At 60.8% G+C, this 21,441-nt stretch carries 21 protein-coding genes, 1 pseudogene and 1 riboswitch; of the genes and pseudogenes, 13 read left to right on the top strand and 9 right to left on the bottom strand.

Annotation, left to right across the window (positions count from 1 at the left end; genetic code table 11):
- The first annotated feature begins 130 nt into the window (after positions 1-130).
- Entirely contained in the window at positions 131-1,639 is a 1,509-nt protein-coding gene (locus tag AC1DJO_RS21935; RefSeq protein ID WP_112390019.1) for an ATPase domain-containing protein, read from the top strand.
- Positions 1,617-3,683 (top strand): hybrid sensor histidine kinase/response regulator, encoded by a 2,067-nt coding sequence (locus tag AC1DJO_RS21930; RefSeq protein ID WP_112390020.1) that lies wholly within the window; start codon positions 1,617-1,619, stop codon positions 3,681-3,683. Before AC1DJO_RS21935 ends, AC1DJO_RS21930 begins: the two co-directional genes overlap by 23 nt.
- Before the next feature lie 33 nt (positions 3,684-3,716).
- Here AC1DJO_RS21930 and AC1DJO_RS21925 read toward each other — a convergent pair whose 3' ends face one another.
- A complete protein-coding gene (locus AC1DJO_RS21925) occupies positions 3,717-4,064 on the bottom strand; it encodes a RidA family protein (RefSeq protein ID WP_112390021.1) in 348 nt (115 codons plus the stop codon).
- A gap of 197 nt (positions 4,065-4,261) precedes the next feature.
- Here AC1DJO_RS21925 and AC1DJO_RS21920 point away from each other — a divergent pair, with 197 nt between their 5' ends.
- Positions 4,262-4,567 carry a hypothetical protein gene (locus AC1DJO_RS21920; RefSeq protein ID WP_477972845.1) on the top strand — a complete coding sequence of 102 codons (306 nt, stop codon included), beginning with the start codon at positions 4,262-4,264 and terminating at the stop codon, positions 4,565-4,567.
- 36 nt (positions 4,568-4,603) lie between these two features.
- On the opposite strand, the gene AC1DJO_RS21915 is transcribed toward AC1DJO_RS21920, so the two are convergent.
- From AC1DJO_RS21915 to AC1DJO_RS21895, 5 genes and pseudogenes are all read right to left on the bottom strand, one after another.
- Positions 4,604-5,644 (bottom strand): isopenicillin N synthase family dioxygenase, encoded by a 1,041-nt coding sequence (locus AC1DJO_RS21915; protein ID WP_112390023.1) that lies wholly within the window; start codon positions 5,642-5,644, stop codon positions 4,604-4,606.
- A gap of 187 nt (positions 5,645-5,831) precedes the next feature.
- A pseudogene (locus AC1DJO_RS21910) lies at positions 5,832-6,395 on the bottom strand (hypothetical protein).
- Positions 6,396-6,530: 135 nt separating this feature from the next.
- Positions 6,531-7,295 (bottom strand): ABC transporter ATP-binding protein, encoded by a 765-nt coding sequence (locus AC1DJO_RS21905; protein ID WP_112390026.1) that lies wholly within the window; start codon positions 7,293-7,295, stop codon positions 6,531-6,533.
- Positions 7,292-8,332 (bottom strand): FecCD family ABC transporter permease, encoded by a 1,041-nt coding sequence (locus AC1DJO_RS21900; RefSeq protein WP_310301273.1) that lies wholly within the window; start codon positions 8,330-8,332, stop codon positions 7,292-7,294. The genes AC1DJO_RS21905 and AC1DJO_RS21900 overlap by 4 nt, the downstream gene beginning before the upstream one ends.
- Positions 8,329-9,345, bottom strand: a complete 1,017-nt coding sequence (locus AC1DJO_RS21895) for an ABC transporter substrate-binding protein (RefSeq protein ID WP_112390027.1) — start codon at positions 9,343-9,345, stop codon at positions 8,329-8,331. Before AC1DJO_RS21895 ends, AC1DJO_RS21900 begins: the two co-directional genes overlap by 4 nt.
- 165 nt (positions 9,346-9,510) lie before the next feature.
- Positions 9,511-9,766: riboswitch (cobalamin riboswitch) on the bottom strand.
- Positions 9,767-9,926: 160 nt separating this feature from the next.
- Here AC1DJO_RS21895 and AC1DJO_RS21890 point away from each other — a divergent pair.
- Positions 9,927-10,613 carry a GntR family transcriptional regulator gene (locus AC1DJO_RS21890; RefSeq protein WP_112390028.1) on the top strand — a complete coding sequence of 229 codons (687 nt, stop codon included), beginning with the start codon at positions 9,927-9,929 and terminating at the stop codon, positions 10,611-10,613.
- Between the two features lie 39 nt (positions 10,614-10,652).
- Entirely contained in the window at positions 10,653-11,327 is a 675-nt protein-coding gene (locus tag AC1DJO_RS21885) for a GntR family transcriptional regulator (RefSeq protein WP_112390029.1), read from the top strand.
- Positions 11,328-11,336: 9 nt separating this feature from the next.
- Here the strand turns inward: AC1DJO_RS21885 and AC1DJO_RS21880 are convergent, their stop codons facing one another.
- A complete protein-coding gene (locus AC1DJO_RS21880; RefSeq protein ID WP_477972843.1) occupies positions 11,337-13,223 on the bottom strand; it encodes a bifunctional sugar phosphate isomerase/epimerase/4-hydroxyphenylpyruvate dioxygenase family protein in 1,887 nt (628 codons plus the stop codon).
- A 242-nt stretch (positions 13,224-13,465) separates the two neighbouring features.
- Between AC1DJO_RS21880 and AC1DJO_RS21875 the strand changes: the two genes are divergently transcribed.
- The 7 genes from AC1DJO_RS21875 (at position 13,466) to AC1DJO_RS21845 (ending at position 18,866) form a co-directional block, all read left to right on the top strand.
- Positions 13,466-14,296, top strand: a complete 831-nt coding sequence (locus AC1DJO_RS21875) for a transporter substrate-binding domain-containing protein (RefSeq protein WP_112390031.1) — start codon at positions 13,466-13,468, stop codon at positions 14,294-14,296.
- A gap of 96 nt (positions 14,297-14,392) precedes the next feature.
- Positions 14,393-14,842 (top strand): type II 3-dehydroquinate dehydratase, encoded by a 450-nt coding sequence (gene aroQ, locus AC1DJO_RS21870; RefSeq protein WP_112390090.1) that lies wholly within the window; start codon positions 14,393-14,395, stop codon positions 14,840-14,842.
- A complete protein-coding gene (locus AC1DJO_RS21865) occupies positions 14,839-15,507 on the top strand; it encodes an amino acid ABC transporter permease (RefSeq protein WP_112390032.1) in 669 nt (222 codons plus the stop codon). The genes aroQ and AC1DJO_RS21865 overlap by 4 nt, the downstream gene beginning before the upstream one ends.
- Before the next feature lie 9 nt (positions 15,508-15,516).
- Complete coding sequence (locus AC1DJO_RS21860; protein WP_112390033.1) at positions 15,517-16,161, top strand: amino acid ABC transporter permease; 645 nt, start codon at positions 15,517-15,519, stop codon at positions 16,159-16,161.
- Positions 16,162-16,216: 55 nt separating this feature from the next.
- Complete coding sequence (locus tag AC1DJO_RS21855) at positions 16,217-16,945, top strand: amino acid ABC transporter ATP-binding protein (protein ID WP_112390091.1); 729 nt, start codon at positions 16,217-16,219, stop codon at positions 16,943-16,945.
- Positions 16,946-16,956: 11 nt separating this feature from the next.
- Positions 16,957-18,042: a Gfo/Idh/MocA family protein gene (locus tag AC1DJO_RS21850; RefSeq protein WP_310301265.1), complete on the top strand. Its 1,086-nt coding sequence runs from the start codon at positions 16,957-16,959 to the stop codon at positions 18,040-18,042.
- Positions 18,039-18,866 carry a shikimate dehydrogenase family protein gene (locus AC1DJO_RS21845; RefSeq protein WP_112390034.1) on the top strand — a complete coding sequence of 276 codons (828 nt, stop codon included), beginning with the start codon at positions 18,039-18,041 and terminating at the stop codon, positions 18,864-18,866. Before AC1DJO_RS21850 ends, AC1DJO_RS21845 begins: the two co-directional genes overlap by 4 nt.
- A gap of 30 nt (positions 18,867-18,896) precedes the next feature.
- Here the strand turns inward: AC1DJO_RS21845 and AC1DJO_RS21840 are convergent, their stop codons facing one another.
- Positions 18,897-19,211 carry an IclR family transcriptional regulator domain-containing protein gene (locus tag AC1DJO_RS21840; RefSeq protein WP_112390035.1) on the bottom strand — a complete coding sequence of 105 codons (315 nt, stop codon included), beginning with the start codon at positions 19,209-19,211 and terminating at the stop codon, positions 18,897-18,899.
- Between the two features lie 268 nt (positions 19,212-19,479).
- Between AC1DJO_RS21840 and AC1DJO_RS21835 the strand changes: the two genes are divergently transcribed.
- A complete protein-coding gene (locus AC1DJO_RS21835; RefSeq protein WP_112390036.1) occupies positions 19,480-19,995 on the top strand; it encodes a PAS domain-containing protein in 516 nt (171 codons plus the stop codon).
- A 63-nt stretch (positions 19,996-20,058) separates the two neighbouring features.
- Here the strand turns inward: AC1DJO_RS21835 and AC1DJO_RS21830 are convergent, their stop codons facing one another.
- The gene (locus tag AC1DJO_RS21830) at positions 20,059-21,414 is read right to left on the bottom strand and encodes an LLM class flavin-dependent oxidoreductase (RefSeq protein ID WP_112390037.1); all 1,356 of its coding nucleotides are present in this window, start codon (positions 21,412-21,414) and stop codon (positions 20,059-20,061) included.
- Positions 21,415-21,441 lie beyond the last annotated feature (27 nt).

Below are 21,441 nucleotides of genomic sequence, written 5' to 3'. Positions count from 1 at the left end.
TCGCGGCACCCGCTAGTGCTGCCCGAAATCAGTAGCGCCTGCGCCTCGATGACACCCGGTTTCGTGCGCGGCTACCGCCTTGTTTCCATGTGCTATCCGCCCTAACTATTTTAGCGAATTCGGAGGAAGCATGGATAAGGTATTGATGAGCAAGGCAGAGACTGGCGTCCAGGGCCTCGACGATGTGCTTGCCGGCGGGTTTACCCGCAAACATGTATTTCTGCTCGAAGGATCTCCCGGCACGGGGAAAACGACGATCGCGCTGCAGTTCCTTCTCGAGGGTGCCGCACTCGGCGAGCGTTGTCTCTACATCAGCCTCTCCGAAACCGATGAGGAGCTTCGTGATTGCGCCAGGTCGCACGGTATGGAGATCGACTCGCGGGTCGAGATTTTCGAACTCGTGCCGCCGGAAAGTCTGCTCGACGCCGACCAGCAGCAAAGCCTGCTCTATTCGTCGGACCTGGAACTTGGAGAAACGACCAAGCTGATCTTCGAGGCCTTCGAGCGGATCAAGCCTCAGCGTGTCGTCATCGACAGCCTGTCGGAAATCCGCCTGCTGGCGCAGAGTTCGCTCCGCTACCGCCGGCAGATTCTGGCGCTGAAGCACTTTTTCTCGCGATCGGATGCGACCGTCCTGCTGCTCGACGACATGACGTCCGATAGCCTCGACAAGACCGTGCACAGCGTCGTCCACGGCGTCATCCATCTTGAGCAGCTGGCGCCCAACTATGGGTCGGAGCGCCGCCGCCTCAGGGTCATCAAGTACCGCGGCCAGTCGTTCCGCGGCGGCTACCACGACTTCGTCATCAAAACCGGTGGGGTCGCAGTCTTCCCGCGCCTGCGCGCTGTCGAGCACAAGACCGGGTTCGAGCGGACCACTCTCTCCAGCGGGCTGCGCGAATTCGATCGTCTTCTGGGCGGCGGCATCGAGCGAGGATCCAGCACCTTGCTGATCGGCCCGGCTGGTACCGGCAAAAGCCTGTTTACCCTGCAATTCGTCAATGCGGCGGTGCAGCGGGGCGAGAGGGCCGCGATCTTCATTTTCGATGAAGAGCTGGGACTCCTCTTCGCACGAACAAAGTCGATGGGCATCGATCTTGAAAAGATGCGCGACGATGGGTCTATCCATATCGAGCAGCTGGATGCGGCCGAACTTTCACCGGGAGAGTTTACGCAGCGTGTCAGAGACAGGGTTGCGAGCTATGACGCAAAAACGGTCATTATCGACAGCATCAACGGCTATCAGGCCGCGATGCCGGAGGAAAACGCCCTCATTCTGCATATGCATGAGCTGCTTCAATATCTGAACCGGCAAGGCGCCAATACGTTCCTGACCGTCGCCCAGCATGGTCTTGTCGGCGACATGAAGTCGCCCGTCGATGTCACCTATCTCGCCGACAGCGTCATCCTGCTCCGGTATTTCGAGGCCTTGGGCAAGGTGCGCCGCGCGGTCTCCGTGATCAAGAAGCGAACCGGACCGCACGAGGATACCATCCGCGAATTTCGAATTTCCAATGCCGGACTGTCGCTTGGCGAACCACTTTCGGGGTTCCAGGGCGTACTACGCGGCGTCCCGAATTTTGTTGGAGAAAGACAGCCGCTCCTTCCATTGTCAGATGAGGACGGCACCGATTCCTAACAGCGATACCATCGGCCTGATCTACGCTCCAGTCGGCCGGGATTCGAAAATTGCAGCGTCGCTCCTGCAGGAGGCAGGCATCAAGGCAAGGATCGTGTTCGATCTGCCGTCCTTTGCCGCCAACCTTGGCGACGCTGTCGCCTTTGCCGTTATCACCGAGGAAGCATTTCGTTCCGCCGATCTGCGCGCCGTTTCCGCCTGGATCGAAGTGCAGCCGAGCTGGTCCGACCTTCCCTTCATCATCCTCACCAATCGCGGTGGCGGCCCCGAACGCAATCCGGCTGCCGCCCGGCTCTCGGAAGTGCTCGGAAATGTCAGCTTCGTTGAGCGCCCGTTCCATGCGACCACTTTCATCAGCGTGGCGCGTTCCGCCATGCGCGGGCGCCGGCGGCAATATGAGGCACGATCGCGGATCGAGGCTCTTGATGAGGGTGAACGCCGACTGCAGACCGCTCTTGGCGCCGGCCGGCTCGGCGCCTGGGAGCTCGATCTCACCACCAACGAGTTGACCACATCGGCGACCTGCAAAGCGATTTTCGGACGCAGCCCGGACGATGCGTTTTCGTATACCGATCTGCTCGCTATCATTCACCCAGAGGATGTCGGCCGGATGCAGACCGCCGTCCGGGCGACGATCGAAAGCGGAGCGGATTATTCGATCGAGTACCGGACAATCTGGAAAGACGGCTCGGTGCATTGGGCCGAAATCCGGGCGCAGCTCTACAAGGACCGGTGGGGCAAGGCGATCAAACTTGTCGGCGTTTCGGCTGACATTACCGACCGCCTCAAGGCGGAGGAACACCAGCGGCAGCTGAACGAGCTGCTAGAAGAGCGTGTCGCCGAGCGCACCCGCGAGCTGGAACAGGCGCACGCGGTCGTCATGGCAGAGGTGAGCCAGCGCGAGCGCGCCGAAGAACAGTTGCGGCAGGCTCAAAAGATGGAGGCGATCGGCCAGCTGACCGGCGGGGTCGCGCATGATTTCAACAATCTTCTCATGGCAGTTCTCGGCAATCTTGAACTTCTGCGCAAACATGCGGGAGACGACGCCAAGGCGCTGCGCCTGATCGATGGCGCCCAGCAGGGCGCCAGGAGAGGCGCGTCGCTGACTCAGCGTCTGCTGGCCTTTTCCAGGCGGCAGGATCTTCGCATCGACCCGGTCGATATGCGGGCGCTGGTGTTTGGCATGGAAGACCTTCTCAAGCGCTCCGTCGGCTCGACTATCGTTGTCGAAACCGTGGTGCCGGATGATCTTCCCCTCGTCTCCGCAGACGCAAACCAGGTCGAACTGGCGCTGCTCAATCTCGCCGTCAATGCCCGTGACGCTATGCCGGACGGCGGCACCATTCGTATCGAACTTAGACAATCCGAGCAGATATCCGGGACGGCAGAGCTCGCGGCTGGCAGCTATGTCATCCTTTCCGTCGCCGACCAGGGCCACGGAATGGACGAGGAGACCCTGAAAAAGGCAATCGAGCCGTTCTTCTCTACCAAGGAGCTCGGCAAGGGAACCGGTCTCGGCCTGTCGATGATCCATGGCCTTGCATCCCAGCTGAAGGGCGACCTCAAACTGACCAGCGAAGTTCGCAAGGGCACGACGGCCGAGTTGTGGATACCTGTATCGATCTCCAGCGCTGCACAGCCCGAATTGATCGTCATCCCGCCACAGGCCGCCAGCAATGCGTCAGGGCCGAAGCGGATATTGCTTGTCGATGACGACCTTCTCATCGCGATGAGCTCTGCCGACATGCTGATGGATCTCGGACATGACGTCGTCGAAGCCCATTCCGGAACGGAGGCGCTGGAATTTTTCGGTGACGGATCGGCCTTCGATCTTGTCATCACCGACTATTCCATGCCCGGCATGACCGGCGGCGATCTGGCGAGAGCTGTGCGCGCCATCGCGCCGGCCCTGCCGATCCTCATCGCGTCCGGCTACGCGGAACTTCCCCCAGGGGTCGATCTGGACGTCGCAAGGCTTGGAAAGCCCTACACACAGGACCAGCTGGCCAATGAGATCGCCAAGGTCGCCTTCAGTGCCCGCTGATCGCGCATCTGATTTGCAAGACTGACGGGGCGATTACTTCGCCGCGATCGCCGTCATTTCAACGAAGAGGTCAGGCGAAGCCAGCCTGGCCTCGACCGTTGCACGAGCCGGCGCATGTCCCACCGGCACCCACGCATCCCAAGCCGCATTCATCTCGTCAAACCCCGAAATGTCGGAGAGGTAGATGGTGACGCTGACGAGATTTTCCTTGCTGACGCCCGCCTGCGCCAGCGTATCGTCGAGGCTGGCCAGAACATCTTCGGTCTGCAGCCGCACCGGCTGGCCACGGGTGGTTTCAGCCGTATGGCCGGCGAGGAAGATCAGGTTTCCGACGACCACTGCGTCGCTCCAGCGCGCCGCCAAGCCAATTCTCTCGACCATTCAAATGCCCTTTCATGCTCGATCTCGTCTGAGCCACAGCGCTAGCGCCTGAAATACGAAAAGGCCAGCATCTTCTGGGGCGCGCGGCCTATCCCTGGAAGTTGGCATCGGTTCGCCGGTTTTGCTGAAAGTTTAAGTTGACCGTTCCCGATGTCAGGACGACATTTACAAGCGTATCAAGGCAGGAGGAGAAAACGGTGGAAGAGTTGGACCGCTGGCGCCAGATGGCAAGAGCGCCGAGAGACGGCAGCCGGATTCTGGTGACGATCCGTCCGTCCGAACAGGGATCGGCGGAAGTCGATCTCGCCTATTGGTCGAATGGCGATCAGTTTGGCGGCGAAGGCTGGCGCGCGTCGGATTCCTCGCCCGGGCAGATCATCGAATATGCCGAACCGGAATTGAAGTGCTGGATGCCGATGCCTTCCGCAAATCTCGGACGCAGCTCGATGCCGGCGCCCTGGGCGGGCGACGACCATCAGAACCTCGATGGTTCCGGCATCTAGGAAACTGGAAGTGTTGCCAGCCCGGCTTCGGGCGGGCTACGATCCGAGAATTGATTTCGCCAGATCGGCATGGTGGGTCTGAGCGACATCAGGATGAGATCGCAGGCGGCTCTTCAGCTGATTGATCCCGACTTCGCGAAAGATCGGGTTCAGCGGATCCGCGGTCACGCCACGCTCATTGCTGCGAAGCGCTTCGGGAAGCTCGATCACCGGTATCGTCGCATCGGGACGCGAGCCCAGGAAGAACGCCACGGAGAACCGCTCGACGCCACGGGGTGGTGCGACGACGTCGTGAACGTCTGCACGGACGAAACCGTTTGTCGCCAGTTCAAGGAGTTCGCCCGTGTTGATGACGAAGGTGCCGGGAACCGGCGGGGCGCTGATCCAATCACCGGCCTCTGTGCGGACGCGCAGGCCGGGCGTCTTGTCCTGGAGAAGAACGGTGACGAAGCCGCCATCCTTGTGTGCCCCGACGCCCTGATCGGTCTCGGCGACATCCCGGCCCGGATACCGGATGATCTTCAGAAGCTGCGACGGCTGCGGATCGTAGATACCGGCGAAGACATCTTCCGGCTGGTCGAGCGCAACAGCGATGGCCTTCAAAATATCGATGCCGATCCTTGTCACTTCCGCTTGATAGGCGAGAAGAAGCGGTTTCAGTTCAGGAAGGGCTTCCGGCCACTGGTTCGGGCCCTGAAGCCATTTCCATGGCGGCGTGGCGGGACCGATCTTCGCAGCCGTACCTTCGGTGTTGATGTCGAGCTGCTCGCGCCAATCCTGTTCGCCGCGCGTGCGTTCCTGCCCGGCGCGATTGTATCCTCTAAAATGCGGTGACTTGATCATCTCGATCTTCAGCTTCTCGTCCATCGGAAGCGCAAAGAACCTTTTGGACGCGGCAATGACATCGTCGATGAAAGCCTGCTCGACCCCGTGCCCGGTGAGATAGAAGAAGCCGTGATCATGAAGCACATGGCGAAGCTCTGCGACGAAAGCCTCGCGTTCCCGGCCGTGAAACCGCGAGATATCAAGCACAGGCAGCGCACTGCCGGATGGGTTGGCGTCGTTCAGGGCCGTCATGAAAGTCCTCGTATTCTGGGGCGCGTCGAAGAGCCCAGCATAGAGACGATCGAACGGACTGAAACACAGATCCGTTCAAGGTCGCGGTTCAGATTGAAAAACCGTTGCCCGCCACGACCGGACGGAAGAACAAATCACCGGAAGAGACACGCCGACACCACATATGCCCGTTGCCGATGAAAGCGCTCTATCGCAGCATCGGTGCGTCTGCCGTGACAAACAGCAGCCGCAAGGCCGCGGCGAGAAAATGGGCGAGCGCAAGAGCGGCAGCAGCGGCAGCGTTGATCACCAGCACCTGCGAAATGACGGCAATAGAAAACGCGCCTTGGCCCGATGGCAGGACGGACGTCGCTGCGAAGAGGACGCCTTCATACACCACGAAGGCAGCCAGAAACGTGCCGGCAGCCATAGCAAAGATGCCGGTCTGAAGCCTGATAACAACAAATGCCGCCAGGAGAGAGGTAGCAGCAGCCACGCCGATGGCGAGACCCCAGGCTTAGCTGTCCCAGGCCTGCGGGTAGCCGAGAATGAGATAACCCACCACCTGGTTGCCCAGCCATGCGAGCAGAACCGCATAGATCGCCATTTGCCGCGGAAGCGCCATGGCGGAAACCGCCGACAGCGCAACGAAGGGCGTGACGCATGCGAAATAGAGACTAAGGACGACGCTGGAGCCCGCTGTCATGGCAATCCAGGCTGCCGCGGCACCCGTTGAGACGGGATGCAGAGGAAGCTGACGACGTTCGGTCATGACCATGCTCCAGTTCATCGGGATCTACTGTAGCGAACTTCCAGTGAAATGCCATCCCGGCAAACTGGCGCAACACTCCCAATTGCGCGCGCCGGCAATTCTCCATGAACCTCAGGCAGCGGCTCAAGGCCATCTTCAGTCTATCGCATATTGAATGTTGTAGCGGCCGTGCACCGCCGATTGCTCGACATACGCCCGGACGCCAAAGACGCGGGCAATCAGATCTTCGTTCAAAACCTCCCATGTGGTTCCTAATGCAACCACTTTACCCTTCTGCAGCACGGCGAGGCTGTCGCAGAACATCGCTGCGAGATTGAGATCATGCATGGCAATGATGCAGGTCGTCCCGAGTTTCGACACGAGGGATAGAATTTCGAGCTGGTGCTGGATATCGAGGTGGTTTGTCGGTTCGTCGAGCAGGAGCTCGGTCGGCGTCTGAGCCAGAGCTCTCGCGATATGGACGCGCTGACGCTCCCCGCCGGAAAGTGTCTGCCATATCTGTCCGGCGCGGTGTTTCATGTCGACCCGCTCCAGGGCCATGTCGACGGCCGCATCATCTCCCGCATCCCAGGCAGAAAGCAGGCCGCGATGCGGCGTGCGCCCGAGCTGGACGACGTCACGCACGGTCAGCGGCGTATCGGTTGCCGATTGCTGCTCGACGAGAGCAACGCGCCGGGCGAGACTGGCTCTAGAGAGGATGGCGACGTCGTCCTCGCCGAGACGGATAACGCCGCTATCGACGCGGCGCAGGCGGCAGATTAGCCGCAGCAGGCTGGACTTTCCCGAGCCGTTCGGGCCCAGCAGACCAAGCACCTTACCTGGGGTCACCGATAGCGTGATGCCATCGATGATTAAGGTGTCGCCGGCCGAATAGGACACGGTATCGATGGAGATGCTCATGCACTTCTCCCGACGCGATAGAGGATGATCGCGAAAGCTGGGGCGCCGAAAAGCGCGGTGACCACACCGATCGGCAAGATCTGTTGCGTGATGATGATCCGGGAAACGATATCGGCCCCGACCATGAAGATCGCACCGCCGAGCGCCGTGGCCGGTAGGAGACGGCTGTGGGACGGGCCAACGATGAAGCGGGCGGCATGCGGGATGACGAGGCCGACAAACCCGATAGAACCGACCATGCTGACGACGGCCGCAGTCATGATCGCGGTGATGCCGAAAAGAACGATCTGCACCCGCCGCACGGCAACGCCGAGCGATGCGGCGGCATCCGAACCGAAGGCAAATGCATCGAGCGCGCGGGCGTGGAACTGGCAGGCGGCGAAGCCGGCGATCGCGATCGGCACCGACAGATAGACATCGGGCCAGCGGACGCCGCTCATCGACCCCAGGAGCCAGAACAGCACGCCGCGCGCCTGTTCCGCATTTGCGGATGTCGTGACGATATAGGAGGTGAGCGCATTGAAGAGCTGCGAGCCGGCAACCCCGCAGAGAATGATCCGTTCGCTGGAGCCCCCGGTGCCTGTCGCAAGAATGCCGACAAGCAGGAAGGCCACCACCGCACCGATAAAGGCACCACCCGACAACGAAAGAACGCCATAGCCGAGTCCGAGGATCATGACACAGACGGCCCCGGTCGAGGCGCCGGCGGAAATGCCGAGCACGTAAGGTTCGGCGAGCGGGTTGCGAAGAAGCGCCTGGAGGATGGCACCGCAGAGGGCGAGAGAAGCGCCCGCACTGGCCGCCGCCAAAGCGCGGCTGAGCCGGTAGTCCCAGATGACGCCTTCGTGGATGCGGCTGAGTTCGAACGCCGTTCCAAACAGCCGGTTCGAAACCGCCTTGGCGGTTGTCGCAACTGGGATCGCAATCTCGCCGATCGAGACGGCAAGGCTGATCATGACGCCAAGGAGGAGAACGGCGGCGGCGGTGAGCGCAACGAGCGCCCACCACCGGCGTTGCCAGGAAGCGGCAACTTTCACTGCGTAAGGCCGAAGGTCTTGATGCCGTTTGCCAGCGTTTCGATGCCGTCGATCGTGCGGATCGTCGGGTTCATCGACTGGGCGTCCATCATCACGAAATGCTTGTTCTTGACGGCCTCGAGTTCCTTGGTAACCGGATCACTCTCCAGGAAATCGATCTTTACCTTCGGATCATCGGCGGCATAGCGGCGGCGGTCCATGGTCGCGAGGACGATGACGGCAGGATTTGCCTGGGCAATCGTTTCCCAGCCGACCAACGGCCATTCCTCTTCGGTCGTGACGACATTCTTCGCGCCGACCGTCTTGAGAATATAGGCCGGAGCGCTGTTCTTGCCGGCGATGAAGGCGTCGCCCTTGACCTCTTTGCTGGAGAACCAGAAGACAACGGGCAGGTTCTTGCCCGAGGCACCCGAGATCGAGGCAACGGCTGCAGCCTCACGCTTCTTCAGATCGGCGATCAGGGCATCGCCGCGATCCTTGACGTCGAAAATTTCGGAGAGCTCCGCGATCTCCTGATAGATCAGGTCCATCGTGAACAGCTCCTTGCGAACGCCATCACCGCCATCGGCATTGATCTTGGCGACGCAGTCGGCAGGCGCGATGTAGGTATTGATGCCGAGATCGGCGAATTGCTCGCGCTTGCCGACAGAGCCTTGCGCACCGACATGCCATTCGAATTCGGCGGCGACCAGATCGGGTTCCTGACCGACGACGGCCTCGAAGCTTGGATCGTTGTCGGCGAGCCTTTTGATCTTGCTATTTGCATCGGCATATTGCGGCAGGACCGGCCCGACCCAGACGGCGGTACCGGCGACCTTGCCGGCAAGACCAAGCGAGAACAGGACTTCGGTCATCCCCTGGCCGATCGAGACGATCTTCTCAGGCGCCTTCTTGAACGTGACCTGCTGCCCGCAGTTGTTGAGGGTCAGAGGATACTGCGTGGCGGCAAGGCTTGTACCGGCGAAGCCGGTCAGGCCGAGGGCAAATGTGAGCGTGGCGATAATCTGGCGCATGGGACCTCGATTTAGGAGAAGCGGGCAGCACGACGCCGCGGAACACGGCGTGACTGCTCACGCAGCGCGGACGCGGAAAGCCCAATCGAGGCGGATGGAGGCCATGTATCGGCGAAGGGTCAGGTCAAACATGTCTGTTCCTTTCCAGGCATCCCCGCCCGGCTGATTGGATCGTGTTTGACGGCAGGTCTCCTGGCTCGCGAATATTCGCCTCTCATCTGCCTTCCCGCGATAACATCGCAGTGGCATGGCCTTGCGGCCCAAGGGAGACATCCAGCAGGCTGGTCTCCCGTGATGATCGGCAATCCGCTTACAGTTGCGGGGGCAGCCACGGTCTTGGTCCCTTTTGGGTCGTCCGCACCGTGTTCCCTATTAATCCCGTCGGAGACTTCCTCCGGGAACCGTCGGATGCAGTTACGACGCTAATATCCCGGCCGTCAAGACGCGCAGCGCGCCACCCTGGTTCGGCAATCAGGGTTCAGTACCCGCAGAACGGCCGCCAATCGCGTTTTCGCTTGTTGAATACGGCATACTTATTCCGTTATATATGAAGAAAATGGGAATATCAGAGGTAATGGCCGTTGAACGAAATCTCAAACGAGACCGTCGCAGAGAGCGGCTATCGGCAAATAAGGGCGGATATCATTTTCGGGCGGCTTTCTCCGGGGCAGAAGCTCAAGCTTGAAAATCTGAGAATCGCCTACCAAACCAGCGTCAGCACACTGAGAGAGATTCTCAACCGCCTGACATCGGAAGGCCTCGTCGTTGCCGAGGGGCAGCGCGGCTTCGAAGTCGCGCGTGTTTCGGTCGCCGACCTGAGAGAGACCGCAGCGCTGCGTCTGCTTCTCGAGGAGCACGCGCTGGAGCAGGCCTTCGAACAGGGCGATGTCGAATGGGAAGCGCGGCTGGTCTCGGCCCATTACAAGCTGGCGCGCATGGAAGAGGTGATGGCCTCGGGCGATACCAGTAGGGCGGAAGACTGGAAGCGCTACGACTGGGAGTTTCACCAGGCTCTGATCTCGGCCTGCGGATCGCGCCTGCTGATGGAAACACATTCGGCGGTGTTCGACAAATATCTGCGATATCAGATGGTGGCATTGTCCTATCGCGGCGGCGTTGCGGAAGAAGAGCACAAGCAACTGCTGGAGGCCGCTCTTCAGCGCGACATCACGACGGCGAAGAGAATATTGCAGCGGCATATTCAGCAGGGCGTCGAGCATGCGCTGAGCAAGGGTTCACTGGCGACCATTCGCCTATCGGCAGGATAATGTATTCCACGCACGATGGTGCGGGACGTAGAGGAATCAATGCTCAAAGTGACCGGTGAACATTCCGAGACTGTCAGCGACGTCGTCTCCCGGCAAATTCGTCAGGATATCATCTCCGGGACATTGGCGCCGGGTGCGAAGATCAAGCTGGAGCAGGCCAAGGAGCACTATTCGATCAGTGTGTCGTCGCTGCGCGAGATCCTGAGCCGCCTGACCACCGAAAACCTGGTGCTCGCCGAAGGCCAGCGCGGCTTCGAAGTCAGCCCCGCTTCGCTCAAGGAGTTGGAGGAACTCGCCGATCTTCGCACTGTGCTGGAGACCCATGCCATCGGCCTGTCATTTGCCGCGGGGAATCTCGAATGGGAAGGGCGCATCGTCGCCGCGCACCACAAGCTTGCGGCCGCCGAAAAGAGGCTGCTTGCCGGCGACGCCTCGCGCACGATCGACTGGGTCCGCTACGATTGGGAGTTTCATCAGGCGATCGTCTCCGCCTGTAATTCGGCGACGCTGATGGAGACGCTGTCCTCCGTCTTCGACCGTTTCCTGCGCTATCATATGCTGGCTCAGAGTTTTCGCGGCAAAGCGGTTGTCGACGATCACAGGCTCCTCTTCGAACTCGCGCTGAAGCGGGACGTCGAGGGCGCCCGCGCCGTTATCCGCCGCCACATATTGAGCGGCGTTGAACATGTGGTGAAAAGCGGCCGCATCGCCTAGCGATGGCAGTCAGAAGGCGTCCTTCGGGATGCCGTCCGGCCGCATCTGCTTCTTCAGCGCCGCAATCCGGAAGATCGCGTTCGGCGCGCCGTAGCCGCGATAGCCACGGCGCTCGACGATCTCGAAGAAGAACCCCTCCCCGTAGGTCCCGCTGTAGAGCTGGAAATACTCACCCTCGTCGTCGCGATCATAAAGGATGTTTTCTGCCTTCAGCCGTTCGCTGAGATCGGGATCGAGCCCGAAGCGGGCCTCGACGTCATCGTAGTAGTTGGGCGAGATGTGCAAGGCTTTGAAGCCCTTTTCACGCAGGGCTTTGGCGGTGGCGAAGATATCGGCTGTCGAGAAGGCCAGATGCTGGATGCCTGAGCCGAATTTCTCCGCGATGAAGTGACCGGCAAGCGTTCTGCGATTTTCAGCGCCGTTCATGGTGATGCGAAGCGATCCGCTGGCATTTTCGATGACCTGGCTGCGCACCACGCCGCCGGGATCGATGATATCGACCATCGGCGTTTTCCGGGTCTCGAAGATCGAGGTGTAGAACAGCATCCAGGTCAGCATCTCGTCGTAGGAAACGGTCTGCGCAATGTGATCGACATCGAGAAGCCCTGCATCCGCATTGCCATCGTCCTCCACCGGTTCGAAATCGATTTCGGAAAAATGGCCGAGCGGACTCTTGCCGTCGATCAGATAGATCAGCCCCCCACCGACACCGCGAATGGCTGGGATTTCCAGCTCGCCTCCGGCAACGGTCTGGCGGAAAGGCTCGGCATCCAGCGCCAGCGCCCGCCTGTAGGCCGCGTCGGCATCATCGACAACCAGTGCCATTGCGTAAGCAAAAGTGCCATGCACAGCATAGGCGGCGTTGGCGAAACCGGCCGGATCGACATTCACGAGAATGCGGATCGCGCCCTGCTGGTAAAGGCTTACCCTCTTGGAGCGATGCACGCCCGCCTTGCGGAAACCAAGCGCCTTGAGCAGGTCCTCGAGTTCGCCGGCCTCGTCCTCGTCGGTCGCGAACTCGATGAAACCGATCCCTTCGGCGGGGGCACGCGGCGGCATGGAGGCCCCGATTGCTGTCTTGGTGCTCCGGCTGACCTGGTCACCGAGATAGATCAGCGAGCGGTGGCCATCGGCCGCGATTTCGCGCGTCGAACCGCCACGGAACTGGTCGTTGAAGATCTCCAGCGAAAAATAGCCATCATAGCCGGTTGCGGCGACCGCCTCGGCAAAGGCCGAGACCGGCAGATCGCCCTCTCCCGGCATGTTGCGGAAATGACGGCTCCAATAGAGCAGATCCATGTCGATCAGCGGTGCATCGGCGAGCTGGACGATGAATATCTTTTCCGGCGGGATGGAACGGATCGAATTGACATCGATCTTGCGCGACAGCGAGTGGAAGCTGTCCAGGATCAACCCGATATTGGGATGATTGGCGCGGCGCACGATTTCCCAGGCGTCGCGATGGTCGTTGATGAAGCGGCCCCAGGCAAGTGCTTCGTAGCCGACCTTCAGCCCTCTTCGCGCCGCGCGCTCTCCGAGCTCATGGAAATCGGCGGCGGCACGGTCGATGCCGCCAAGGGCTACGGACGACACATTGGAGCAGACGAGCACGAGGTCTGTTCCGAGTTCCTGCATCACATCGAACTTGCGCTCGGCGCGATCGAATGTCCGGCCGCGCAGTGGCTCCGGCATGCCCTCGAAGTCGCGGAAAGGCTGAAACAGCGTGATCTCCAGACCGAGGTCTCTCGCCATGCGGCCGACCTCGGCAGGGCTGCTGTCATAGGCCAGAAAGTCGTTCTCAAAAATCTCCACGCCGTCGAAACCAGCCTTGGCGATGGCCTCGAGCTTTTCGGGCAACTCGCCGCTGATGCTCACGGTGGCACTCGAGGTCTTCATATCTGGAATCCTTTCATGCTGTGCCGCCGGATGGGCGGCTACGCAGGTATCCGCGGAAATCGGCTATAGGCATTATGCAGAATGTCGTGAGGATTTCAATTCAGTTGGTGAATTATGAATCATCATAGGTTTTATGAAAAATAGGTTGATTTGAAATCGCGCCTCTGGCAATTATGGCGGCATACGGTCGGGGAGAGGATGACTGCTGCAGTCGGACGGCCGGCTAACGGAGGAGGAAACACATGTTCAAATCGATGCTGACACGCCGTAATGCGATGCTGGGAGCAGCGGCTCTCGTGACCGCGATCGGGCTCGCGAACCCGGCAGCCGCCATCACACCGGACGAAATCAAGGCGCGCGGAAAGCTGATCGTCGGCATTCAGGGCGACAATCCGCCCTGGGGCTTCGTCACCAGCGCCGGCAAGCAGGATGGTCTCGACGCCGACATCGCCGCGCTCTATGCCAAGGAACTCGGCGTCGAGGTCGAATTCGTGCCGCTCGAGGTCAATAACCGCATTCCGGCCCTGACGACCGGCCGCGTGGACGTGCTGTTCGCCACCATGGCAATGCTGCCGGACCGCGCCAAGGCCGTCCAGTTCTCCAAGCCCTATGTCGCCAATGCCATCGTTCTGATCGCGCCGAAAACGATGTCGATCAAAACCAACGACGACATGGCAAACCTGACGATCGGCGTAGCCAAAGGCGCTGCACAGGACACGCAGGTGACCAAGAACGCCCCGACGACGGCAACCATCCGCCGCTTCGATGGCGATGCACCGAGCGTCCAGGCGCTGGTCTCCGGCCAGGTGCAGGCCCTCGGCGGCAACATCTTCTACATGGATCGCGTCGAGAAGGCCCGCCCGGGCGAATTCGAGAACAAGCTTGAATTCCAGAAGCTCTACAACGGCGCCTGCACCCGCCTTGGCGAGAAGGAAATCAACGCCTCGATCAACGCCTTCGTCGACAAGATCAAGGCCAATGGCGAGCTGAAGAAAATCTACGACAAGTGGATGAAGGTGCCGGTACCGGAATTCCCGGAGAAGCTCGAAGGCATTCCGTTCGCCGTCAACTGAGCCAAAAGCTCGCAACTATCCAAACCCAAGGCGGGCATCGCGATGCCCGCCAATCCGGCCCTGCGCCCGAAATCTATCCCGTTTGAGATTCGCGACATGACCAAGACCATCTTCGTCCTCAACGGACCGAACTTGAACCTGCTCGGTGAACGCGAGCCCAGCATTTATGGCTCAACAACGCTCGCCGATATCCGGCAGATGTGCCTCTCCAAGGCAACGAGCCTGGGTTTCGAGGTCGATTTCCGCCAGACCAATTTCGAAGGGGAACTGGTGGAAAGCATCCATCAGGCCCGCAAGGAAGCCTGCGGTATCATTATCAATCCGGCGGCCTATACATTCACCTCGATCGCACTTCTCGACGCCTTGAAAACCTTCGATCCGCCGAAGATCGAGCTGCATATTTCCAATGTCCATGCCCGCGAGGAAATCTACCACAAGTCCCTCGTGTCGCGCATCGCCACCGCCATCATGATCGGTTTCGGCGCCCGCGGCTATGAACTCGCCATCGATGCTATGGCAGGTATGGTGGGAGCGGCGAAAACATGAACTACCAGCTGGATTTTACGCCTGTCATCGATGGACTTCCGAGCCTCCTGCTTGGCTGCCTCGGCACGTTTCTCCTGGCGATCTGCGGCATGCTGCTCGCAATCGTCATCGGCATTGGCGGCGTGGCACTGAGGGATTCCCCGCTGAAACCGGTCCGCTGGCTGATCATTGGTTTTGTCGAGCTGATCCGCAACACGCCGTTTCTGGTGCAGATCTTCTTCCTCTATTTCGCCCTGCCGCTTGCCGGCATCCGGCTCGATCCGACGCCGACGGCGATCATTGCGCTCGGCATCAATGGCGGCGCCTACGCGATCGAGATCATCAGGGGCGGCGTGCAATCGGTGCCCAAGGGCCAGATGGAGGCCGGGCTGGCGCTTGGCCTGCATAAGGCACAGGTCTTCCGTCTTATCATCCTGAAGCCGGCATTGCGGGCGATTTTCCCGTCGCTGACCAGCCAGTTCGTGCTACTGACGCTCTCGACCAGCATCGTTTCGGCGATCTCGGCCTATGAACTGACATCCGTCGCCCAGCGCATCGAGTCGGACAGCTTCCGAAGCTTCGAGGTCTATTTCACGGTGACGCTTTTCTACCTCGTCATCTCCTGGCTGATGATGCGCCTCTTCGCGCTGTTTTCGGCCCGCTATTTCACCTATCCGGTCAAGTAGGAGGCAACCATGGGCAGAGAAGAATTCGTCTTCCTCCTGATCGGCCTGAAATGGACCGTTCTTCTTTCGGCCATCGGCTTCGTCTGCGGCGGCATCGCCGGGCTCGGCGTGGCGCTGGCGCGCACGTCGCAGATCCCGCTGCTGGAACGGGCGACGGCCGGTTATATCGCCGTTTTCCAGGGCACCCCCCTGCTGATGCAGCTTTTCGTCGTCTATTACGGCCTCGCCCTTATCGGGCTGAAGCTCGACGCCTGGCTGGCGGTCGCCATCGGCCTGACGCTCCATGCCAGTGCTTATCTCGGCGAAATCTGGCGCGGCTCCATCGATGCCGTACCGCGCGGCCAGACCGAGGCGGCAAAGGCCCTCAGCCTCAAATATATGTCGCGGATGAAGGACGTGATCCTGCCGCAGGCGATCCGTATCTCGCTCCCCGCCACCGTCGGCTTCCTCGTACAGCTGATCAAGGGAACGTCGCTCGCCTCGATCGTCGGTTTCACCGAGCTCACCCGCGCCGGCAACATGATCTCCAACCAGATCTTTGAGCCGCTGACCGTCTTCGGCATCGTCGGCGCGCTGTATTTCCTGATGTGCTGCCCGCTGACGATCCTTGGTGCGCGGCTTGAAAGGCGCTTCGCCGCCTCTGCCGCCCGCTGACCGCCGCGATGGGAACCAGACCATGACCAGCCTTTCCACATCATCGACCGAAACCATGATCACCATGAGCCACGTGGAGAAATGGTACGGCGCATTTCAGGCGCTGCACGACATCAACATGTCGGTACGCACCGGCGAGCGGATCGTGCTCTGCGGCCCCTCGGGTAGCGGCAAATCGACCTTGATCCGCTGCATCAACCATCTGGAGAGCTACGAAAAAGGCGAGATCCGCGTTGGCGGCATCCTGCTTGGCAACCAGGCCAAGGCGATCGATGCGATCCGCCGCGAAGTCGGCATGGTTTTCCAGCAGTTCAATCTCTTCCCGCATCTGACGGTGCTCGAAAACTGCATGCTGGCACCGATGCGGGCGCTTGGCGCAGGAAAGGCCGAAGCCGAGGAACGCGCCCGCTCGCTGCTCGCCAGAGTGAAGATCCTCGAGCAGGCCAACAAATATCCGGTCCAGCTTTCCGGCGGCCAGCAGCAGCGTGTGGCGATCGCCCGGGCGCTGTGCATGCGCCCGAAGGTGATGCTGTTCGACGAGCCAACCTCGGCGCTTGACCCGGAAATGGTCAAGGAAGTGCTCGATACGATGATCAGTCTCGCCGAAGAGGGCATGACGATGATCTGCGTGACCCATGAAATGGGCTTCGCGCGGCAGGTCGCCGACCGGGTCATCTTCATGGCCAGCGGCGCGATCGTCGAGGAGGCGCACCCGGCCGAGTTCTTCACCAATCCGCGCCACGAGCGCACCCGCCAGTTTCTTGGCGAAATCCTGCGTAACTAGGTTCGAGTGCAATGGCGACCCACCAGCAGACGGCATCCCTGAAAATCGCGGTCATGGGCGCGGGCCTGATCGGCAAGCGCCATATCGAGGCGATCGGCGCCGAACGGCGCACGGCACTTGCCGCGATCATCGATCCAACGGACGCGGCCCGCGAATATGCGGCAGGGAAGAAGGCGCCATGGTTTCCTTCGCTTGCCGCAGCGCTCGCAGGCGGCTCGCTCGACGGCGTTGTTATCGCGACACCGAACCAGTTGCATGTCGAAAATACCCTTGAAGCGGTTCGAGCAGGACTGCCGGCGCTCATCGAAAAGCCTATCGCCGACGATGCCGCTGGCGCCGAAATCATCGTTACCTCGGCGGAGGCCGCAGGTGTGCCGATCCTCGTCGGTCATCACCGCCGCCATAACCCCATGGTTCAAGCCGTCAAAGCCGCTCTGGAGACGGGACGGCTCGGCAAGGTGCTGACGGCGCAGGGCACCTTCTGGGTTGCCAAGCCGGAAGACTACTTCACCGTTCAGTGGCGGCGCGAAGAAGGCGGCGGCCCGATCCTCATCAACATGATCCATGACGTCGATCTCTTCCGGTACTTCTTCGGGAATGTCGAAAGTGTACACGCCATGCAGTCAAGTTCGGCACGTGGGTATCCGGTCGAAGACACGGCTGTCGTGGTGATGCGCTTCGAAAGCGGCGTCCTCGCCACGTTCAACGTGTCGGACGCTGCAGCATCACCCTGGAGTTGGGAAATGACGGCGGGTGAGAACCCGTCTTATCCCCGGCAGGATCAGATATGCTATCAGATCGGCGGCACCGCCGGCTCGCTCTCCATTCCGCAAATGACGCTCTGGACAAACGCCGGGGCCGCGAACTGGCTGGAACGCCTCGTCAAGGAGCGCCTGCCCTTCGATGCCGTCGAGCCACTTGCCGCTCAGCTCAATCACTTCTGCGACGTCATCTGTGGCAACGCCAATCCACTCGTCAGCGGACGGGAAGGTCTGGAGACACTGCGCGTCATCGAAGCGATCAAGGCATCGGCGCGTTCAGGGATGACCGTTCACCTCAAGGCCGATGCACGGCGCGAGAAGGAACGGTTGTCATGATCAGCGGCACGACCCGATTGATTGCCCATCTCGGCTACCCCACGGAAACCTTCAAGGCGCCGCTGATTTACAATCCTTATTTCGACAAGCACGGCATCGATGCCGTCGTCGTGCCGATGGGCTGCAAGGCGCAGGACTATCCCGATTTTCTGAAGCTGGTCTTCCGCCTCTCCAATATCCATGGCGCCCTCGTCACCATGCCGCACAAGACCACGACGATGGGCCTGCTCGACGAGATCTCGACAAATGCGAAGGTGGCCGGATCCTGCAATGCGGTGAAGCTCGGCGCTGACGGCCAGCTGATCGGCGACATGTTCGATGGTGAAGGTTTCGTCCGTGGATTGGTCCGCAAGGGCCAGCGGGTCAAAGGCACAAGCGTCCTGATCGTCGGTACCGGCGGCGTCGGATCGGCGATTGCCGCGTCCCTTGCCGCCGCGGGTGTAAAGCACATTGCGCTTCACGACGCCAGCGAGACAGCGTTGAATGGATTGAAGGCCCGGTTGAACGCACACTATCCGCAAACGGCGGTAACGTCAGGATCGAATGATCCCGATGGTTTCGACATCGTCGTCAACGCGACGCCGCTTGGCATGCGCAAGGGCGATCCGCTGCCCGTCGATGTCTCGCGTCTATCGCCGGAAACCTTCGTCGGCGAAGTCGTGATGAAAGCCGAGATCACGCCGTTCCTTGACGCCGCGCGCGACAGAGGCTGCAAATTCCAGGTCGGCACCGACATGCTCTTCGAGCAGATTCCGGCCTATCTCGAATTCTTCGGCTTTCCCGTCACGACCGCCGAAGAGCTGCGTGCCGTCGCGCGGATCTGACCATGAGATCGAGAACGGGGCGAGCTGCCCTCAGTCGCTGAAAACGTCGTTGAATTCGGAATGGCCGCGATTGCCCTGATCGGGAGAGCGCCAGCCCAGCCGATGGGAAATATCGGTTGCAACCTTGGAAAGCTCCGGCCCAAGAAACGCGATGCGCTCGGGCGTCATCCGCAGTTCCACCGCCGAGGCGGAAATCGCGCCGGCGACATCGCCTGACCGGCCGCGAATGGGAGCCGCAACACAGCAGACGCCGTTCTCTAGCTCCTGCAGATCTGTTGCATAGCCGCGCTTTCGCACGGTCTCGGCTGCAGGAGCCGTTCCGAAGCTGTACCAGATCAGTGGCATCTCTGCTGCGTGGCGGCTGCCCTGATGTGGAAGAACGCCCCTTTTGACCGGAAACCGTATCCCGAACGCCGGAGGACGCCGACAATGTGCAGTTTAATGCACCAATTGTGTGAAGGCCGAACTCCGAACAGGCGTCGCAATGCCGATCAATGTTAGAAAGCTAACGCTTTGAAATATTTGCCCGCATCCCGATTTCTCGGGATAGCAAAACGATTCCGCAGATGAGATTAAAGGACCGTAAAATGTTTCAGTTTGGGGCGGCGGCCGGATGAACGACTATATGACCGAAGACACTGCAGCGCGGTCCGCCGATGCCGGGATATTCATGTGGCAGCTGAGCGACGACACTGTCTATGCAGATGCCGCGTTGGCCGATCTCTTTGGGCTGGATTCGCGCGAAGCCGAGCGTGGTCTGCCGATCGTCCGGTTTCTCGACCGCATCCGCGAGGACGACAGACCAGATGTTGCCAAGGCCATTCACGAAGCGATCGTCACGGGCGAAGCTTACCAGCGCGACTACCGGATCGTGCGGCCGGATGCCACGGAGGTCGGCGTCTCGGCATTCGGGCGATGCTTTCGAGACGCGAACGGCACGCCCTCGCACTATGCGGGCATTGTCTACCCGTCAATCGGCCAGCCGATGCCATCGGAGAGGCTCTTCTGGCATTGCCTGCAGGCGCATGATCTGGCGCGGCAATGCGGCGAAATGGAAATGGTGGAGCTTTTAGGCCAAGCTCTGCGCCGTTACGGCCGGCGTTCCGAGCACGATACGTCCATTCACTGAGAACGGGCGCCGCGTTTCCCGCACGGCATCCGAAGCGATCGCCGTAGCGCGCGGGCCCTCACATCACTCGGCCGCCACCTTCGGAAGTGCGCCCTGCTGCAAGCCTGGCCGGGAAAGACCGAGATGATCCCTCAACGTATGCCCCTGATATTCCTGCCTGAAGAGGCCGCGGCGGCGCAGTTCCGGGACGACGAGCCCCACGAAGTCCGACAGGCCCCAGGGCAGCGCCGGTGACATGATATTGAAACCGTCGGCCCCATGGTTGACGAAACGCTCCTCCAATTCGTCGGCGATTTCCTTGGCGGAACCGACAATCTGCCAGTGGCCGCGGGCGCCCGCCACGCGCTCGTAAAGCTGACGAAGCGTCAGGTTCTCGCGAGCCGCAAGCTCGAGGAAAAGCGCCCTCCGGCTCTTCCCGCCCTCGGTCTCCGGCAGATCCGATATCAACAGATCGACCGGCATCGTCCTTATGTCCTCCACGCCCGCAAGATCGGCGAGCATGTCCAGCCCGACAGACGGCTCAAGAAGGCTTTGCAACTGCTCGAACTTGTCGCTCGCTTCCTGCCTGGTCTTTCCGACGACGGGGAAAACTCCGGGCAGAATCTTGAGGTCATCCGCGGAGCGCCCGTATTTCGAGAGACGCCCCTTCAGATCGCTATAGAAGGCAACCGAGCCCGCCAATGTCTGCTGTGCTGTAAAAACCGCTTCTGCCGTTCGTGCCGCAAGCTCTTTGCCCGGCTCGGAGGAGCCCGCCTGGATGACGACAGGCCGTCCCTGAGGAGGTCGGGGAATATTCAGCGGTCCGCGCACCTGGAAGAAGGTGCCGCGGTGGTCAAGCGCGCGGACTTTGCCGGGATCGAAATAGATCCCGTTCTCCCGGTCGCGGCTGAAGGCGTCATCATCGGTACTATCCCACAGGCCGGTCACGACATCGACGAACTCTTCAGCTCGCCGATAACGATCGGCATGTGCAATGATGGCGTCGCGGCTGAAGTTGAAGGCGGCGCCCTGATCCGCAGAGGTGACGAGGTTCCACCCTGCCCGGCCATCCGAAAGATGATCGAGCGACGCAAACTGCCGCGCAAGGTTGTAGGGATCGGAGAAAGAGGTGGATGCCGTCGCCACCAAGCCGATCCGGCTCGTGACCGCCGACAAGGCCGATAGCAACGTGACGGGTTCGAAGGGATAGAACCCGGAATGAGCCTTGCGGCTCGCGGCCGCCGCATCGTTGATACGGGCGCTGACGCCATCTGCAAGGAAGACAGCATCGAACTTGGCATCTTCGGCGATGCGTGCGAATTGCGCAAAGTCCCGGAAGCGGGTGCTGTCGGATGCGCCTGGGTGGCGCCATGCGGCAACATGATGTCCCGTATACAGCAGGAAAGCACCGAGGCTCATTTGGCGGTCACGTCTAGGCATAAAAGTCTCCCTTCAAACGCGCTTGCG

The sequence above is a fragment of the Rhizobium sp. 05N430 genome (assembly GCF_056396985.1).
This window is presented reverse-complemented; position numbering and strand designations above follow the sequence as displayed.

Excerpts from the sequence above, each read along its gene's own strand:
- AC1DJO_RS21845 (WP_112390034.1), top strand. The coding sequence starts at position 18,039 with ATGATCAGCGGCACGACCCGATTGATTGCCCATCTCGGCTACCCCACG.
- AC1DJO_RS21840 (WP_112390035.1), bottom strand. The coding sequence starts at position 19,211 with ATGCCACTGATCTGGTACAGCTTCGGAACGGCTCCTGCAGCCGAGACC.
- AC1DJO_RS21925 (WP_112390021.1), bottom strand. The coding sequence starts at position 4,064 with ATGGTCGAGAGAATTGGCTTGGCGGCGCGCTGGAGCGACGCAGTGGTC.
- AC1DJO_RS21930 (WP_112390020.1), top strand. The coding sequence starts at position 1,617 with ATGAGGACGGCACCGATTCCTAACAGCGATACCATCGGCCTGATCTAC.
- aroQ (WP_112390090.1), top strand. The coding sequence starts at position 14,393 with ATGACCAAGACCATCTTCGTCCTCAACGGACCGAACTTGAACCTGCTC.
- AC1DJO_RS21880 (WP_477972843.1), bottom strand. The coding sequence starts at position 13,223 with ATGAAGACCTCGAGTGCCACCGTGAGCATCAGCGGCGAGTTGCCCGAA.
- AC1DJO_RS21895 (WP_112390027.1), bottom strand. The coding sequence starts at position 9,345 with ATGCGCCAGATTATCGCCACGCTCACATTTGCCCTCGGCCTGACCGGC.
- AC1DJO_RS21860 (WP_112390033.1), top strand. The coding sequence starts at position 15,517 with ATGGGCAGAGAAGAATTCGTCTTCCTCCTGATCGGCCTGAAATGGACC.
- AC1DJO_RS21885 (WP_112390029.1), top strand. The coding sequence starts at position 10,653 with ATGCTCAAAGTGACCGGTGAACATTCCGAGACTGTCAGCGACGTCGTC.
- AC1DJO_RS21850 (WP_310301265.1), top strand. The coding sequence starts at position 16,957 with ATGGCGACCCACCAGCAGACGGCATCCCTGAAAATCGCGGTCATGGGC.
- AC1DJO_RS21835 (WP_112390036.1), top strand. The coding sequence starts at position 19,480 with ATGAACGACTATATGACCGAAGACACTGCAGCGCGGTCCGCCGATGCC.
- AC1DJO_RS21935 (WP_112390019.1), top strand. The coding sequence starts at position 131 with ATGGATAAGGTATTGATGAGCAAGGCAGAGACTGGCGTCCAGGGCCTC.
- AC1DJO_RS21915 (WP_112390023.1), bottom strand. The coding sequence starts at position 5,644 with ATGACGGCCCTGAACGACGCCAACCCATCCGGCAGTGCGCTGCCTGTG.
- AC1DJO_RS21905 (WP_112390026.1), bottom strand. The coding sequence starts at position 7,295 with ATGAGCATCTCCATCGATACCGTGTCCTATTCGGCCGGCGACACCTTA.
- AC1DJO_RS21855 (WP_112390091.1), top strand. The coding sequence starts at position 16,217 with ATGATCACCATGAGCCACGTGGAGAAATGGTACGGCGCATTTCAGGCG.
- AC1DJO_RS21865 (WP_112390032.1), top strand. The coding sequence starts at position 14,839 with ATGAACTACCAGCTGGATTTTACGCCTGTCATCGATGGACTTCCGAGC.
- AC1DJO_RS21875 (WP_112390031.1), top strand. The coding sequence starts at position 13,466 with ATGTTCAAATCGATGCTGACACGCCGTAATGCGATGCTGGGAGCAGCG.
- AC1DJO_RS21830 (WP_112390037.1), bottom strand. The coding sequence starts at position 21,414 with ATGCCTAGACGTGACCGCCAAATGAGCCTCGGTGCTTTCCTGCTGTAT.